This is a genomic window from Streptomyces sp. NPDC029296, assembly GCF_055569255.1.
On record NZ_JBVHXT010000006.1, the window covers coordinates 1 to 15,313 of the forward strand.

The following is a 15,313-nucleotide window of genomic DNA, read 5'->3' on the forward strand; positions in this document are numbered from 1 at the left end:
GACGCGACAGACGGGCACTCGGCCTGCCCATCAGCAGGCTCAGAACGCGAAACGGTCTGCCGACTCCGTCGGCAGACCGTCATGAAAGGCCGAGGCTAAGGCCGCGCTCGCCGAACGCGGTCTGGGCAGCAGCCGCGGATCGGCGCTCCGCGCGTGGGTGCGGCGCCATCCGGTGCGGATGGTCACCGGTGCCGCCGCCTCGCTGATCCGCTCGATCGACGGCGGTCCGGCGATCCCGCCCGGCCGCGGGATCAGCGCCTCGCGCAGCGGCGTCGGCGGGGCACCCACGCTGCTGTCGAACGCGGAGACGTTCGCGCAGCTCGCCGTCGCCGCCCGGATCGGCCCGGAGCGCTACGCCCACACCGGCCTGTACGAGGAACCGGGCACCGTGATGCTCACCGTGTCCGGCGCGGTCGCCCGCCCGATGGTGGTCGAGGTCCCCACGGGTGTGCCGCTGCGCTACGTCCTGCGGCTGGCGGGCGCCCCGCCGGTGCCGCAGGACGTGCCGACCGGCGGCTATCACGGCAAGCGGATCGACGCGGAGACCGTGGACGAGGCGAACGTCTCCCGCAACTCGCTGGAGGCGGTGGGCGGTTCGCTGGGCGCGGGCGCGATCCTGCCGATCGGCCGGGAGACGTGCCCGCTGGGCGAGTCGCTGCGGGTGGCGCAGTGGCTGGCCGAGGAGAGCGCCGGCCAGTGCGGGCCGTGCCATCTGGGGCTGCCCGTCGCCGCGCGCGGACTGGAGGATGTCCTGAACGGCGGTGGGCCGGCCACCCTGGAGGCGCTGAAACAGGTCGCGAACAACGTGAAGCGGCGCGGCGCGTGTTCGCACCCGGACGGCTCGGCGATGTTCCCGGAGCCGACCCTCAAGGCGTTCACCGGCGACCTGGCGGCCCATGTCCTCGGGAACGGCTGCGGACGGCCCGTGGAGGGCGTTCTGCCGCTCTTCGAGGGGGGGCGGGACCGCCACGGGCGTCCCGGGCGGCACGGAGCCCGCGGAGAGCGGTGCCAGCCGCCGGAAGATCCACGTCGACTGGACGCTGTGCCGGGGCCACGGGCTGTGCGCGGTCATCCTCCCGGAGGTGTTCGAACTCGGCGCGGACGGCTTCCCGACCGTCGCCCAGGCCCAGGTGCCGCGCTACGCGGAGGCGAAGGCGCTGCGCGCGGTGCGCCGCTGCCCGGCGCTCGCCCTGCGCATCGAGGAGGATCCGCGCGGGCAGGCACCGTCGCGCAGTCTGCCGGTGCTCTCCCAGGGGCGCGGGCGGCGTGCGCTGGGCCGCACGCGGGCCTTGCGTTCGCAACACGCCGAAGGCGGACCATCCTCGGGATGATCCGCCTTCGACTTCTGTGGAGCTAAGGAGAATTGAACTCCTGACCTCCTGCATGCCATGCAGGCGCTCTACCAACTGAGCTATAGCCCCTTGTTTTGTTGTTTCGCCCGGTTCCCCCGGCGACGACGTAAACATTACAGGCCCCTGGACGCAGCACCAAATCGGTTTCGACTCCACACCGATATGGCCGTAATGTCGGTTTCCATGACCCGGATCGCGCCGCCCCCAGCACACCGCCGGATCCCGGTCTCCCTGGGCGTGTGCCTGGTGTCCTTCGCCGCCTTCTGGGCCGCGCAGCGGGCCGCGCACGTGTCCATGGTCGACCTGATGGTCTACCGGGCCGAGGGAGCCGCCGTGCGCGCCGGCGGCGATCTGTACGCCCTGCGGGCGACCAGCGCGCGTCTGCCCACCACCTATCCGCCGTTCGCGGCCCTGCTGTTCACCCCGCTGTCCCTGCCGGACACCGCGTCACTGCGCACGCTGGCGACGGCCGGCAACCTCGCGCTGCTGGTGGTCTTCGTACGGCTGTCGCTGAAACTCGTCGGCCACGCGCGCGTGGAGACCTCCTGGTGGGTCGCGGCGACGGCCGTGTGGTGCGAGCCGGTGTGGACGACCCTGCGCTACGGCCAGATCAACCTGCTGCTGGCCGTGCTGGTGCTGTGGGACCTGACCCGCCGTCCGGCCGGCGGGTACGACCGCTGGAGCGGGGTGGGCCTCGGACTGGCCGCGGCACTCAAGCTGACGCCCGCGCTGTTCGCCGTGTTCCTGCTCGCCACGGGCCTCGCGGACCGGCTGCGGGGCGGGCGGGGCGGGCCGTGGCTGCGGCACGCGCGCGGGGCGGCCGTCGTGTTCGCCGGAGCGACCCTGCTGGCGGCGGCCGTCCTGCCGTACGACTCCCGGCGGTTCTGGACGCGCATGGTGTTCCGCGCGAGCCGGGTCGGGACGGCGGAGGACACCGCCAACCAGGCCCTGCGCGGGATCCTGGCCCGCCTGCTGCACACGCCCGACCCGGCGGCCTTCTGGACGGCCGGCGCGGCCGTCCTGGGCGTCCTGGGCGTCACGGTGGCCGTGCGGGCGGAGTTGCGGGGGCGGCGGGCCTGGGCGGTGTGCGCCTGCGCGGTCACCGCCCTGTTGGTCAGCCCGGTGTCCTGGTCCCATCACTGGGTGTGGTGCGTGCCGCTCGTGCTGCTGCTGTGGACGCGCGGACACCGGGCGGTGGCCCTGGGCACCCTGCTGGTCTTCTGGTCGTACGTCCCCTGGTGGGTGCCGCACGGACCCGGACGGCCGGAACTCCACCTCAGGGGCACGGACTTGCTGCTGTCGGCCGGCTACGGCATCACCGGTGCGCTCTTCCTGGCGCTGACCCGGACCCCGACGCCGGCGCCCGGCGAGATCCGCGTCAAGCCGTGACGAACTGGTAGAACCGCTTGAGCGTGCAGTGCTCCTCCAGAAGGCGGCCGTAGATCGGCTCGCCTTCCAGTTCCCGGTAGGTCTCGATGGGGTCGCCTTTTATGATCAGCGCCCGCGCGCATTCCTCGCACCAGTACTGGTAGTCGGTGTTGATCGGCTCCATGTCACGGACGATGGGCGTACCGCTCCCGCACCAGTCGCACTTCCGCCTGTGTGCACCCATCGCTCAGCTCCAGATGTGGCCGCAGGCCGTGCACACGTACGAGATTCCGCCATTGTCGCCGAGGACTTGCGCCACATGCGCGGAACCGCAGGAAGGGCAGCTCAGGCGGGTGGTCGTGTCCCGTATCAACGCCGCACCGAGGAGGTGGCCGACCTCCTCGAGGATGCTCGCAGGCATCGCTACTCCTCCCGTCGGGCCGCGTCCCCTTCCGGCCGTTTGATTCTGCCACGGCCTGACCAATACGGTCAGCGACGCCTCAGTACCAGTCCGGACACGGCCCCCGCCGCGGCCGTCCCGGCCAGCGCCCAGGCGCACACCGAGAGCGCCTCCGCGGAGGTGTACGGGCCAAGAGCCCCGGCCGACTCGATCCGGTTCAGGAACAATGTGCCGAAAGCCGCCACACCGATCAGCTGGCCGAGTTGTGCGACCGTCGCCAGCAGGCCGCCGGCGTCCGCCGCGTCCTCGGGCCGCACGGTGGCGAGTGCCTCGGTGAGCGTCGGGCTGAACGCGAGCGCCAGCCCGGCTCCCGTGCCCGCGTACCCCGCGTACAGCACCGCTCCGCCGGACCCGCCGCCGTGGAAGGCGAGTCCCACGACGGCGACGGACACCGCGGTGAGCGTGAACCCGGCCGGCGTCAGCGCCCGCTGCCAGGCCGCCGGCCACTTCCGCCAGGTGAGGCTGACGGCGCCGAAGAAGACCGCGGTCGGCACGAAGCCCAGCCCGGCGCGCAGGGCGCCGTAGCCGAGGCCGCCCTGCACGTGCAGGGTCAGCGTGAAGAGGAAACCGGCGTTGACCGACATCACCGCGAGGATCCGGAAGACGGCCCGCCCGATGCCGGGGTGCCGCAGCACCCGGGGCGTGATGAGCGGGGCGCCGCCGCGCCGGGCCAGCCGGGACTCGTAGCCGCAGAACGCGGCGAACAGCACCGCGGCCCCGGCCAGCGACAGCCACGACCACAGCGGCCAGTCCTCCTCCTGCCCGAGCACCAGCGGCACGGTCAGCAGCGACACGGCGGCGCCGAGCAGCACCAGTCCGGGCAGGTCGAGGGGTCGGGCCCGGTCCCGTCCGGCCGCGCCGTCCAGCGGCAGGACCCTGCGGCCCAGCAGGAACAGCACGGCGCCCACCGGCACGTTGACCAGGAACACCGGCCGCCAGCCGGTGCCGAACAGGTCGGCGCTGACCAGCACACCGCCGACGACCTGCCCGGCCGCCGCGCCGACGGCCAGGACCGCCGAGTAGGCGCCGAGCGCCCGGGCCCGGGCCTCGCCGGTGAAGGTGCGCTGGATGAGGCTGAGCACCTGCGGGATCATCAGCGCCGAACCCGCGCCCTGGGCCAGCCGGAACACGATCAGGGCGGTCGGGCCCCAGGCCAGTCCGCAGGCGAGCGAGGCCCCGGTGAACAGGGCCAGCCCGGCGAGATGCACCCGGCCGTGGCCGAGCCGGTCCCCGAGCCGGGCGCCGGTGATCAGCAGCACGGAGTAGGTGATGGTGTAGCCGGCTACCACCAGTTGCAGGTCGGCGCCCGAGGCGTGCAGGCCGGTGCCGATCGAGGGGGCCGCGACGTTCACGATGAAGACGTCGAGCGCGGCCATGAACAGGGCGGCGAGCAGCACGCCGAGCAGCAGCCGGGGCCGGTTGTCAGTGGCGGGTGCTTCACTGTCCGTGACGGAGGATTCCGCCCGGACGGCGACCGCGAGGTCACTGTCAGTGGCGGCTGGTTCACTGGTGGCAAGGGTCGGGGCGGGCTTGGTGCCCGGTCCGGTCCGGGGGGTCGTCGTCATGGCGTCGAGCGTGACGACGGCTCGGTACGGGTGCCGAGTGCCCGCTGATGCTGGTACTGCCAGCACCTGGCAGAAGCGGGCCCGGGTACGGACGATGAGACGGACACGACGGGGGCTGGACGATGGGGACAAGGACACAGCGGCGCAGGCCGGAGCTCGCGGCCTTCCTGCGCAGCAGGCGGGCCCGGGTCACACCGGCGGACGTGGGGATGCCGCCGGGTCTGCGGCGGCGCACGCCCGGGCTGCGCCGGGAGGAGGTCGCGCAGCTCTCGGGGGTGGGCGTGACCTGGTACACGTGGCTGGAGCAGGGCCGGCCGATCAACGCCTCGCCGCAGGTGCTGGACGCGGTGGCACGCACGCTGCGGCTGGACCCGCCGGAGCGGGAGCACCTGTACCGGCTGGCCGAGGTGCCCTTCCAGCCGGACCCCGAGGGGCTCAGCCGGCGGATCGGCACGGAGGTGCAGGGCATCATCGACGCCCTCGACCCCATGCTGGCGGTGGTCTACAACGCGCGGTACGACGTCCTGGCCACCAACGCGGCCTACCGCGAGCTGTTCCTCGTGCCGCCGATGGAGGCCGGTGGAGCGGGCCTGCCGAACGTGCTGTGGACGCTGTTCACGCTGCCGGAGGGGATCTGCCCGCTGGTGCACCGGGAGGTGGAGCTGCCGCTGATGGTGGCGACGCTGCGGTCCTCCTACGGCAGACACGTGGGCGAACCGGCCTGGGAGGACTACATACGCGGGCTGTCGGCGGCGAGCGGCTGGTTCGCGGAGCTGTGGGCGAGCTGTGAGGTGGTGCCTCCGGGGCCCCGGGTGAAGACCTTCCGGCACGCGGCGGTCGGCGAGATGCGGATGACCTCGCAGTCGCTGTCCATCGACGGGATGCCCGAGTGCCGGATCGTGGTCTACACCCCGGAGGACGAGGACGCGCGGGCGAAGATCACGTTGCTGCGGGAGTGCAGGGAGCGGCTGTTCCCGCCGGCGGCCGAGGAGGTGGCCTCTCGCTGAACGCAGAAAATCCCGCCCCTGAAGGGGACGGGATCCTCATCACCGATCTTTGACAACTCAACAGAGTGTCGATCAGTGGAGCTAAGGAGAATTGAACTCCTGACCTCCTGCATGCCATGCAGGCGCTCTACCAACTGAGCTATAGCCCCTGGTGTTCTTCCCGCTCGGCGGGGCGAACAAGAAGAACTTTAGCCTGTGACCTGCCGGAAAGTGAAATCCGGGGTCCGGGGGCCTCGGGACGGTCAGTCGTCGTCGCCGAGGACGGGCTCCGGGAGGGTGCCCGCGTTGTGCTCCAGCAGGCGCCAGCCGCGGGCGCCCTCCCCGAGCACGGACCAGCAGCAGTTGGAGAGTCCGCCGAGGCTCTCCCAGTGCCGGGCCTCCAGGCCGAGCAGCCGGCCGATGGTGGTGCGGATGGTGCCGCCGTGGCTGACGACGACGAGGGTGCCGTCCTCGGGCAGCTTCTCGGCGTGCCGCAGCACGACGGGGGCGGCGCGGTCGGCGACCTCGGTCTCCAGTTCGCCGCCGCCGCGGCGGACCGCCTCACCGCGCTTCCAGGCGGCGTACTCCTCGCCGTGGCGGGCGATGATCTCCTCGTGCGTCAGCCCCTGCCAGACGCCCGCGTAGGTCTCGCGCAGGCCCTCCTCGCGGGTGACGTCGAGGCCGGTGAGGGCGGCCAGCTCGGCGGCCGTGTGCGCGGCGCGCCGCAGGTCCGACGAGACGATCGCGTCGGGCCGCAGGGAGGCGAGCAGCCGGGCGGCGCGGCGGGCCTGGCCCAGGCCCGTCTCGGTCAGCTCGACGTCCGTGGTGCCCTGGAAGCGCCGCTCGACGTTCCAGGAGGTCTGGCCGTGGCGCCACAGGATGATGCGGCGGCCCCGGCCCTTGCGGTCGGTCACCTCACCCGTGGCGCTCATCACCACTCCCCGCCCGGCTCCTGGTCGGCCTCGGCGGCCTGCAGCCGGGCGTGCTCCTCTGCCTTGCCCCGGGTGGCCTTGGCGTCGGCGGGCAGTTCGATCTCGGGGCAGTCCTTCCACAGCCGCTCCAGGGCGTAGAAGACCCGCTCTTCGCTGTGCTGGACGTGCACGACGATGTCGACGTAGTCGAGCAGGACCCAGCGGGCCTCGCGGTCGCCCTCGCGGCGGACCGGCTTGGCGCCGAGTTCCTTCAGCAGGCGCTCCTCGATCTCGTCGACGATGGCCTTGACCTGGCGGTCGTTCGGCGCGGACGCGAGCAGGAAGGCGTCCGTGATCGACAGCACGTCGCTCACGTCGTAGGCGATGACGTCATGGGCGAGCTTGTCGGCCGCGGCCTGGGCGGCGGTGTTGATGAGTTCAAGGGAACGGTCTGTGGCGGTCACTACATGGCTTTCCGTCGGCGGTCTTTTGTCATCAAGGGTCTCACGGACCGCCCGGCACCCCCCACGGGATTACGGCGGCACGTGGGGTTCCCCCGGGCCGCGCTCCGCCGGGGAGCGCGGCCCGGGGTCAGGAGGAGGACGGCTCGTAGTCGCGGCCGAGGACCACCGAGACGTCGGCACCGGAGGAGACCGTGCCCTTGGTCACGGAGCCGGCGGGCAGGCCGAGGGTCTTGGCGACCTCGGTGGCCTTGGCCTTGTCGGCGGCGTCCGCGTAGGTCACCTTCGAGGTGGCCTCGGTGCCGGCGGCGCTGCCGCCCTCCAGGAAGGTGAAGCCGCCGTTGAGGAGCACCACGCGGGCCTTCTCCGTGTCGTCCTTCACACCGGTGGCGTTCTCCACGGAGACCCGGACCGCGGAGCCGGCGTCGGGGCTCTTCGCGGTGCCGCCGAGGATGCCCTTCACCACGCTGTCGCCGGTCTCGGCACTGAGCGTGCCGTCGGGCCGCACGGGCAGCAGGGCGGTCCGGTAGTCGCCGCTCTTGGCGAGGTCGGCGAGCCTGGCGAGGAAGGTGCCGAGGTCCTTGTCGGTGAGCGGCGGGTCGAGGATCTGCGCGAGCGTCTGCACGGTGGTGGTGGCGGACGCCGGGTCGGAGGACATCTTGCGCAGCACGCCCTGCATGACCTGGCCGAACCGCTGGAGCTGGGCGTTCTCGGACTCGCCCGAGGCGCGGTAGGTGGCGTAGGCGACGGCCATCTTGCCGCTGAGGGTCTGGTCCTTGCCCTGGTGGACGAGCGGCGCGGCGCCCTTCTTCTTGGCGTCCGGGTCGGGCACGTCGGTGTCGGTGTCGATCTCGATGTTGCCGACGAGGTCGACGAGGTTCTGCAGGTAGGGGGTGTCGAGCCGCCAGGTGCCCTGGATGCTGGTGCCGAGGACCGTGTCGAGCTGGTCGCGGGTGCCGGAGGTGTCGTCGTCGTCCACGGACTTGGCGAGGGTCGTGGTGGAGCCGTCGTCGCCGGTCAGCGCCAGGGAGTTGGGCAGTAGCACCGTCGTGCCCTGCTTGGTGGTGGCGTTGTCGACCAGCAGCGCCGTGGAGGTGCCGCCCTTGACGGTGTTGTGCAGGTGGACGACGAGCACATCGCGTTTCTGGGCGGTGACCGCGGTGGCGGTGCCGTCCGAGCCGCCGGAGGAGGAGAGGCCGGGCAGCTTCCCGGCGTACCAGAGGTAGCCGGCCCCGCCGGCCGCGACGAGGGCGAGGACGACGAGCAGGGCGATGAGCCGGCCGCGGGCGCGGCGCCGGGCCTCCTCGCGCCGCTCGGTGCGGTTCTCGGTGAACTTCAGCCAGTCGATGACGTCCTCGGAGTCGCCGTCCGGCTCCTCGACGAAGGCGAACTGGCCGGTGCGGTAATCCGGCGCGGCCGGGTCGGGCCCGGTCTCCCCGGCGGCCGGACCGTCCTCCGCGGCCGGACCGTTCTCCGCGCGACCGGCCTGCTGGGGGATGTAGGCGGTCTGCTCGGCGACCAGGGGCTGCCGGCCGCCGCTCGCGGTCTGCCCGTAGGGGTCGTAGCCGGTGGTGTCCTGGGTGCCGGCGCTCGTGCCGGTGGCGTACGGGTCGTACGGGTCGTACGGGGTCTGCGCGCCGTAGGGGTCGTAGGAGCCGTACGCGTCGTAGGCGGGCTGCTGCTGGCCGGCGGTGTAGGGGGCGTAGCCGTAGCCCTGCTGCTGGGCGTACGGGTCGTAGTGCGCCTGCTGGGCCTGGGGAGCCTGCTCGGCCGGTACCTGCTGGTACACGGGCCGGCCGTACTCGTCGTAGCCGACGATCTCGTACGGAACGGCGCCGTAGCCCGCGTCACCCGCGTCGTATCGGTCGTTCACCGGTGCCCCTCTCGGCTCACTCGCCGCCGCGGTACAGCTCGCGCTTGTCGATGTAGCGCACGACTCCGTCCGGGACCATGTACCAGATGGGGTCGCCCTTGGCGACTCGCGCGCGGCAGTCCGTGGAGGAGATGGCGAGGGCCGGCACCTCGACCAGCGAGACGCCGCCTTCCGGCAGGCCCGGGTCGGTCAGGTGGTGGCCGGGGCGGGTGACGCCGATGAAGTGCGCGAGGGAGAACAGCTCCTCGGAGTTGCGCCAGGTCAGCAGCTGCGCGAGGGCGTCGGCGCCGGTGATGAAGAAGAGGTCGGTGTCCGGGTTGAGGGCACGCAGGTCGCGCAGGGTGTCGACGGTGTAGGTGGGGCCGCCGCGGTCGATGTCGATGCGGCTGACGGAGAACTGCGGGTTCTCGGCGGTCGCGATGACCGTCATCAGATAGCGGTCCTCGGCCGGGGACACCTTGCGGTGGGACTTCTGCCACGGCTCGCCGGTGGGGACGAAGACCACCTCGTCCAGCTGGAACTGCGCGGCGACCTCGCTGGCCGCCACCAGGTGCCCGTGGTGGATCGGGTCGAATGTCCCGCCCATGACACCCAGGCGGCGCTTGCCCGTGTGGACGGGACCGTTGCCCGGCCCGTGCTGGGGGTGTTTCACCGTGTCGTCGGCCGCCTCGTGTGCCGGACCGGTAGGCATGTCCTGCTCTCCCATGCGTGCAGACCCTACCGGCCCGGCTTCGAACGTCCGGCCGGGGACGGGGTCCCCGCTCAGCGGTCGCGGTTGAAGCGCGTCGTGATCCACAGCAGCAGGAGCAGGATGATCAGGGCGCCGCCGCCGGTGATGGCCGGGTTCAGGCTGTTGTGGTTTCCGCCGTGCTCCTCGCCCTCGGCGGCGAGGGTGACCAACTGGGCTGCGGCGCTGTGGAAGCTCATCTTCGGCAGGACCTATCGCGTGTGGGCGGAATAAAGATGTCGGCTCATCGTAAGCGGGCGGCCTCGGGGCGATCACGCCGACTCCGCCGTTGGGGACGCGAGGCGCCGGCGGCCGGCCCCGGCGCGGACCGCCGGCCGCCCGGCGGACGGGGAACCTCGGCCGGGTGTCAGTCGTCCTTCTGCTTGTAGCCGCGCAGCAGGAACCAGGCGGTCAGTACGCAACCGAGGACCATCACGATCAGGACGACGCGGAGCAGGTTTCCCGCCCCGTGCTGCTGGACGGCGATCGTGGCGGCCTCGGTCAGTCCGGCGGCTGCGGGGTGGTGCTCCATGGCGGCGACTCCTTCGGGTGTACTGCTCGCCACGGTATCTCCGCCTAGGCTGGGTCCCGCCTCGGGGGCACAGTGGGCACCGACACGTGCATGGGGGAAGACATGTCCGACGACGGCCGGCAGGACACCGGGCAGGAGCGGGTGCCCGGCAGGCAGCGCAGGCGCTTCCCCGGGATCTCCTCGCGCGCGTACGAGCACCCGGCGGACCGTTCTGCCCTGGTCGCGCTGCGCAGGCTGAGCGGGTTCGACACCGTGTTCAAGGCGCTCAGCGGGCTGCTGCCCGAGCGGAGCCTCAGGCTGCTGTTCCTGTCCGACTCGGTGCGGGTCTCCGAGCGGCAGTTCTCCCACCTGCACGACATGCTGCGGGACGCCTGCTACATCCTGGACCTGGAGAAGGTCCCGCCGATGTACGTCACACAGGATCCGCAGCCGAACGCGATGTGCGTCGGCCTGGACGAGCCGATCATCGTGGTCACCACGGGGCTGGTGGAGCTGCTCGACGAGGAGGAGATGCGGGCGGTCGTCGGGCACGAGGTGGGGCACGCGCTGTCCGGGCACTCGGTGTACCGCACGGTCCTGCTGTTCCTGACCAGCCTCGCGGTGAAGGTCGCCTGGATCCCGCTGGGCAATCTCGCGGTCATGGCGATCGTGACGGCGCTGCGGGAGTGGTTCCGCAAGTCGGAGCTGTCCGCCGACCGGGCGGGTCTGCTGGTGGGCCAGGACCTGCGGGCCTCCATGCGGGGCCTGATGAAGACGGCGGGCGGCAACCACCTGCACGAGATGAACGTGGACGCGTTCCTGGAGCAGGCCGAGGAGTACGAGTCGGGCGGGGACCTGCGCGACTCCGTGCTGAAGATCCTGAACGTGCTGCCGCGTTCGCACCCGTTCACCACCGTACGGGCCGCCGAGCTGAAGAAGTGGGCCGAGTCGCGGGACCACCAGCGGATCATGGACGGCCACTACCCGCGGCGCGGCGAGGACAAGGACGCCTCCGTCGGTGACTCCTTCCGCGAGTCGGCGGCGAGCTACGCGAGCGATGTGAAGGGCTCCAAGGACCCGCTGATGAAGCTGGTCACGGACCTCGCGGGCGGCGCGGGCGACCTGGGCGGCCGGGTCCGCCGGGGCTTCGACGGCTTCCGCAGCCCTCCGCCGGGCCCGGGTCCGGGCACGGGCCCCGCCACGGGGGACGCCGCCGGCACGGACGAGTAGCGCTCCGCCAGCCCTCCGCCGGGCACGCCCGGGGCCCACCGGGGGCCTCGCAGCGCCCCCGGCACCCCTCACACCTCCGGCTGCGCCCCCGTCGCCAGGGTGCCGCACAGGGCCGCCGGGCTGTCCGTGTCGTAGGGGTCGGTGCCGGCGGGGCCGCCCGTTCCGGCCGTCTGGCCGGCCAGGAGGGGGCGCAGGTAGGCCGCGGAGTCCTCGGCGCAGGCGAGGGGGCCCGCCTGGACGTAGGCCGTGATCAGCTGGACCTGGCGGGTGCGCAGGTCGTCGCGGTCGAAGCGGAAGGTCAGCTCGCGGCGGACCGTGAAGAGGGACGCGGGGGCGTCGGAGGCGGCGCCGGCGGGGCGCAGGGCGTAGACGAAGGTGTGGTCGGCGGAGACCTCCAGCGTCGCCGCGTCGGCCTCGTCGGCCTTCAGGGTGCCGAAGACCCGGATCCGGTCGTCGGCCAGCCGGGCTCGCGCGGGGTCGATGCGGACCACCCAGCCCGTGGGCGCGTGCCGCCCGTCCGCGGCCGGGTGGCCGAAGCTCCGGTCGAACTGGTCGAGCTGGTCGGAGTCGACCAGGGCCCGGGCGGGGCGCGCCTCCCGGCCGGCCAGCACGTCGGGGTCGAGCGAGGAGCGGACGAGGTAGTCCTTGACGGTGGTGAGGGCGGTCACCACCTGGCTGTCGGAGAAGTGCGCGGTGCCGCGCGAGGGCGGCAGGGGTATGCCCTCGGCGCCGACGTCGAAGTGGGCGGCGGGGCTGCGGGCGAACAGCCTCCCGGTGTCGCCGGTGCCGGGCACCCTGCCCTGCGGGGCGAGCGGGATCACCGTCATCCGCAGGGCCTCCACGGTCCGGCGGGCCTGCGCGGAGCCGTAGGGGTGGCGGACGCCCATGTAGAGCGCGGTGCCGAAGGCGAGGGCGATCAGCAGGACGAGGAGCAGGGCCTGCCGGGTCGGTCCGCGGTGCAGGGGCGGGCGGCGGCGTACGGCGGGCGCGCGGTCGGCCATCCGCTCCGCGGCGGAGGACTCCTGGAGGCGGGCAGCACGGACGAACGACTCGTCGAAGACGACGGATCGGTATTCGTCCTCCGCACCGCCGGGGCCGCCCTCGGGTGTCCCCTCCGGTGGGTCTCCAGGCCCGCCCATACCTTCAGAGTAGGTCCGGCGGGCCCCGGGTAAACGCCCGGCCGACGCCAACTTCTGACAGGTTCTCAACAGGGTCGGGCGGGGTGCTCCAAGGGCGCTCAGGGGGAGGGCGGAACGGCCGAGACGGCCGGCCGGCGGTGGTCGTCGGCGGGGGCGGGAGCGGACGCGGTTTCCTTGCCTATGCCGGTCGAGGCGGGCGCGGGCACCCGGTCGCGGGTTCCCGAGGAGCCTCCTCGGTAGACGGCGGCGAAGGCCAGGGCGACCATGCCGATGCCCATCACGACGGCGAGGAGCCAGGCGACGGGGCGGTGCCAGCGGACCTGCTTGCCGTACGGGCCGTAGGGGCCGTCGCCGAGGACGTACCGGTCGTCCGGCTCGTCGTCGTCGTGATCTTGACCGAATCCGGCACTCTCGGGGCCGTAGCCGTCGTCGTAGCGCTCGGCCCGGGCGCGGGCGCGGCGGGCCTCCGCCTCGGAGGCCTCGGCCCTGGCCTGGGCGGCGGCGAGGAGGCGTTCGACGGCGGACGGTTCATGGACCGTGGCCGCCCGTACGAAGGCCTCGTCGAAGACCACGGAGGCGAACTCTTCGTCCGGCACCCCGTGGTCGTGGTCGTCGTCGGGCTCCCAGCCGTCAGGGAACGGCGTGCCCCCCACGTCCTCCGGCACGGATCCAGAGTAGACCTGGGGGGTCAATTTGGGCAGACGGTATGGAAATTCGTCTGGTGGGTGAGACGCCTCCCGGCCGCGCTCCCGGCGCCGGGGGCGCTTGAGCCGGACGGGTGAACCTCAGCGGCGTACGTGTCCGTCGCCGGTGACGATGTACTTGGTGCTGGTCAGCTCCGGCAGGCCCATCGGGCCGCGGGCGTGCAGCTTCTGGGTGGAGATGCCGATCTCGGCGCCGAAGCCGAACTGGCCGCCGTCGGTGAACCGGGTGGAGGCGTTCACGGCGACGGTGGTGGAGTCGACCAGCTGGGTGAAGCGGCGGGCGGCCTGCTGGGAGGTGGTGACGATGGCCTCGGTGTGGCCGGAGGTCCACAGCCGGATGTGCTCGACGGCCTTGTCCAGGGAGTCGACCACCGCGGCGGCGATGTCGTGGGAGAGGTACTCGGTCTCCCAGTCCTCGGGGGTCGCCTCGACCACGGTGGCCCGGGACTCCTTGGCGTAGGCCATGACCCGGTCGTCGGCGTGGACGGTGACCCCGGCCTCGGCGAGGGCGTCCAGGGCGCGGGGCAGGAACTCGGGGGCGATGTCCTGGTGGACGAGGAGGGTCTCGGCGGCGTTGCAGACGCTGACCCGCTGGGCCTTGGAGTTGATCAGGATCTCGACGGCGGTGTCGATGTCGGCCCGGGCGTCGACGTAGACGTGGCAGTTGCCGGTGCCGGTCTCGATCACGGGGACCGTGGACTCGTTGACGACGGTCCGGATCAGGGAGGCGCCGCCGCGCGGGATGAGGACGTCGACCAGGCCGCGGGCGCGCATCAGCTCGCGGACGGAGTCGCGGCTCTCGCCGGGCACGAGCTGGACGGCGTCGGCGGGGAGCCCGGCACCGCCGACGGCGTCCCGGATCACCCGGACCAGGGCGGTGTTCGACTCGTAGGCGGAGGCGGAGCCGCGCAGCAGGACGGCGTTGCCGGACTTCAGGCACAGGGCGGCCGCGTCGACCGTCACGTTCGGGCGGGCCTCGTAGATGATGCCGACGACGCCGAGCGGGACGCGGACCTGGCGCAGGTCGATGCCGTTGGGCAGGGTGGAGCCGCGGACGACCTCGCCGACCGGGTCGGGCAGCCGCACCACGTCGCGGACGTCGGAGGCGATGGCGCGGACCCGCTCGGGGGTGAGGGTGAGCCGGTCGACGATGGCCTCGCCGGTGCCGTTCTCCCGGGCCTTGGCCACGTCCCTGGCGTTGGCCTCGACGATCTCGGCGGTCCGGACCTCCAGGGCGTCCGCGATGGCGAGCAGCACGTCGTCCTTCACGGCACGCGGCAGCGGCGCGAGGTCGGCGGCGGCGGCCTTGGCCCGGTAGGCGGCCTGGGTGACCGGGGACATCGAGTCGTACGGCGAGAGCGTGGTCATGGGGGAAGGGTAGTGCGCGGGGCGCCGCGGTTCAGCGGTCGTCCCACACCCCGAGACACCCCAAAAAGGGCCAACCCCTCCCCCGGGTTCCCTGCGGCTCCTTCCGCGATCCTTACCGGCTGCCCCTGGGGTCCCGGCTCAGAACGGGTGTACCCCCACCGGTGTGGCCGGTGACGGGCCGTAGCCCTCGGCGATGCGGTGGTGGTAGGTCTCGCGGTCGATGACCTCCAGGCCGACGATCTCCCAGCGCGGCAGGCCGGCGCTCTGCCGGTGCTCGCCCCACAGGCGCAGCGCCACCGCGGCGGCGTCGTGCAGGTCGCGGGCCTCTTCCCAGTACCGGATCTCCGCGTGGTCGGTCGCGTATCTGCTGGTCAGCAGGAAGGGGTGGTCGTGGGCGAGCTGCTCCAGGGCCCGCCGCAGTTCCGGCAGCGGGACCTTCTCACCGGAGACGCTCAGGGTGACGTGCCACAGCCTGGGCAGGTCCCTGGGTTGCTCAAAGGTGTCCCCGGCCGCGACGCTCGTCAGAGCACCGCGGGACGCCGCCCCCGGGCGCACTCGTCTCACGACGGCCTCCTTCACGCATGGCCGGCAAGGCCGTATGGCTCGCTTGGCCCCTTGACGGAACGTGTTCCCTTCAACATGTTCCCGAGACAAAGTT

The 15,313-nt window shown here is 72.6% G+C and carries 15 protein-coding genes, 2 tRNA genes and 1 pseudogene; 4 read left to right on the plus strand and 14 right to left on the minus strand.

What is annotated here, in order from left to right:
- Window positions 1–97 precede the first annotated feature (97 nt).
- A pseudogene (locus ACZ4W9_RS06805) lies at window positions 98–1,331 on the plus strand (ferredoxin); the annotation flags it as partial.
- A 17-nt stretch (window positions 1,332–1,348) separates the two neighbouring features.
- On the opposite strand, the gene ACZ4W9_RS06810 reads toward ACZ4W9_RS06805, so the two are convergent.
- Window positions 1,349–1,421, minus strand: a tRNA-Ala gene (locus ACZ4W9_RS06810).
- A 114-nt stretch (window positions 1,422–1,535) separates the two neighbouring features.
- On the opposite strand from ACZ4W9_RS06810, the gene ACZ4W9_RS06815 reads away from it, so the two are divergent.
- On the plus strand, window positions 1,536–2,741 hold the full coding sequence (locus tag ACZ4W9_RS06815) for a glycosyltransferase 87 family protein (RefSeq protein ID WP_467933693.1): 1,206 nt from the start codon (window positions 1,536–1,538) through the stop codon (window positions 2,739–2,741).
- On the opposite strand, the gene ACZ4W9_RS06820 is transcribed toward ACZ4W9_RS06815, so the two are convergent.
- Entirely contained in the window at window positions 2,731–2,964 is a 234-nt protein-coding gene (locus tag ACZ4W9_RS06820) for a hypothetical protein (RefSeq protein ID WP_318203588.1), read from the minus strand. The two genes, ACZ4W9_RS06815 and ACZ4W9_RS06820, sit on opposite strands and share 11 nt — an antisense overlap.
- Window positions 2,965–3,209: 245 nt before the next feature.
- A complete protein-coding gene (locus tag ACZ4W9_RS06825) occupies window positions 3,210–4,574 on the minus strand; it encodes an MFS transporter (RefSeq protein WP_467933943.1) in 1,365 nt (454 codons plus the stop codon).
- Window positions 4,575–4,867: 293 nt separating this feature from the next.
- Between ACZ4W9_RS06825 and ACZ4W9_RS06830 the strand changes: the two genes are divergently transcribed.
- Entirely contained in the window at window positions 4,868–5,752 is an 885-nt protein-coding gene (locus ACZ4W9_RS06830; protein ID WP_467933695.1) for a helix-turn-helix transcriptional regulator, read from the plus strand.
- A gap of 76 nt (window positions 5,753–5,828) precedes the next feature.
- Here the strand turns inward: ACZ4W9_RS06830 and ACZ4W9_RS06835 are convergent.
- The 7 genes from ACZ4W9_RS06835 to ACZ4W9_RS06865 form a co-directional block, all read right to left on the minus strand.
- Window positions 5,829–5,901, minus strand: a tRNA-Ala gene (locus ACZ4W9_RS06835).
- 93 nt (window positions 5,902–5,994) lie between these two features.
- The gene (locus ACZ4W9_RS06840; RefSeq protein WP_030605013.1) at window positions 5,995–6,663 is read right to left on the minus strand and encodes a histidine phosphatase family protein; all 669 of its coding nucleotides are present in this window, start codon (window positions 6,661–6,663) and stop codon (window positions 5,995–5,997) included.
- Window positions 6,663–7,106 carry a ribosome silencing factor gene (rsfS, locus tag ACZ4W9_RS06845; protein WP_467933696.1) on the minus strand — a complete coding sequence of 148 codons (444 nt, stop codon included), beginning with the start codon at window positions 7,104–7,106 and terminating at the stop codon, window positions 6,663–6,665. The genes ACZ4W9_RS06840 and rsfS overlap by 1 nt, the downstream gene beginning before the upstream one ends.
- A 127-nt stretch (window positions 7,107–7,233) precedes the next feature.
- Window positions 7,234–8,976, minus strand: coding sequence for an LCP family protein (locus tag ACZ4W9_RS06850; protein WP_467933698.1), 1,743 nt, complete (start codon window positions 8,974–8,976; stop codon window positions 7,234–7,236).
- Window positions 8,977–8,992: 16 nt separating this feature from the next.
- Window positions 8,993–9,682, minus strand: coding sequence for a nicotinate-nucleotide adenylyltransferase (gene nadD, locus ACZ4W9_RS06855; RefSeq protein ID WP_467933699.1), 690 nt, complete (start codon window positions 9,680–9,682; stop codon window positions 8,993–8,995).
- Window positions 9,683–9,738: 56 nt separating this feature from the next.
- The gene (locus tag ACZ4W9_RS06860) at window positions 9,739–9,903 is read right to left on the minus strand and encodes a hypothetical protein (protein WP_318203581.1); all 165 of its coding nucleotides are present in this window, start codon (window positions 9,901–9,903) and stop codon (window positions 9,739–9,741) included.
- Window positions 9,904–10,070: 167 nt separating this feature from the next.
- A complete protein-coding gene (locus ACZ4W9_RS06865) occupies window positions 10,071–10,235 on the minus strand; it encodes a hypothetical protein (protein WP_467933700.1) in 165 nt (54 codons plus the stop codon).
- A gap of 102 nt (window positions 10,236–10,337) precedes the next feature.
- Here ACZ4W9_RS06865 and ACZ4W9_RS06870 point away from each other — a divergent pair, with 102 nt between their 5' ends.
- Window positions 10,338–11,444, plus strand: a complete 1,107-nt coding sequence (locus tag ACZ4W9_RS06870; RefSeq protein ID WP_467933702.1) for a M48 family metallopeptidase — start codon at window positions 10,338–10,340, stop codon at window positions 11,442–11,444.
- 68 nt (window positions 11,445–11,512) lie between these two features.
- Here ACZ4W9_RS06870 and ACZ4W9_RS06875 read toward each other — a convergent pair whose 3' ends face one another.
- The 4 genes from ACZ4W9_RS06875 to ACZ4W9_RS06890 form a co-directional block, all read right to left on the minus strand.
- Window positions 11,513–12,583 carry an SCO2583 family membrane protein gene (locus ACZ4W9_RS06875; RefSeq protein ID WP_467933703.1) on the minus strand — a complete coding sequence of 357 codons (1,071 nt, stop codon included), beginning with the start codon at window positions 12,581–12,583 and terminating at the stop codon, window positions 11,513–11,515.
- A 98-nt stretch (window positions 12,584–12,681) separates the two neighbouring features.
- Window positions 12,682–13,248 carry an SCO2584 family spore wall biosynthesis protein gene (locus ACZ4W9_RS06880; RefSeq protein WP_467933704.1) on the minus strand — a complete coding sequence of 189 codons (567 nt, stop codon included), beginning with the start codon at window positions 13,246–13,248 and terminating at the stop codon, window positions 12,682–12,684.
- Between the two features lie 120 nt (window positions 13,249–13,368).
- Window positions 13,369–14,655 (minus strand): glutamate-5-semialdehyde dehydrogenase, encoded by a 1,287-nt coding sequence (locus tag ACZ4W9_RS06885; RefSeq protein ID WP_467933706.1) that lies wholly within the window; start codon window positions 14,653–14,655, stop codon window positions 13,369–13,371.
- A gap of 138 nt (window positions 14,656–14,793) precedes the next feature.
- Complete coding sequence (locus ACZ4W9_RS06890; protein ID WP_467933707.1) at window positions 14,794–15,219, minus strand: hypothetical protein; 426 nt, start codon at window positions 15,217–15,219, stop codon at window positions 14,794–14,796.
- Between the last annotated feature and the right edge of the window lie 94 nt (window positions 15,220–15,313).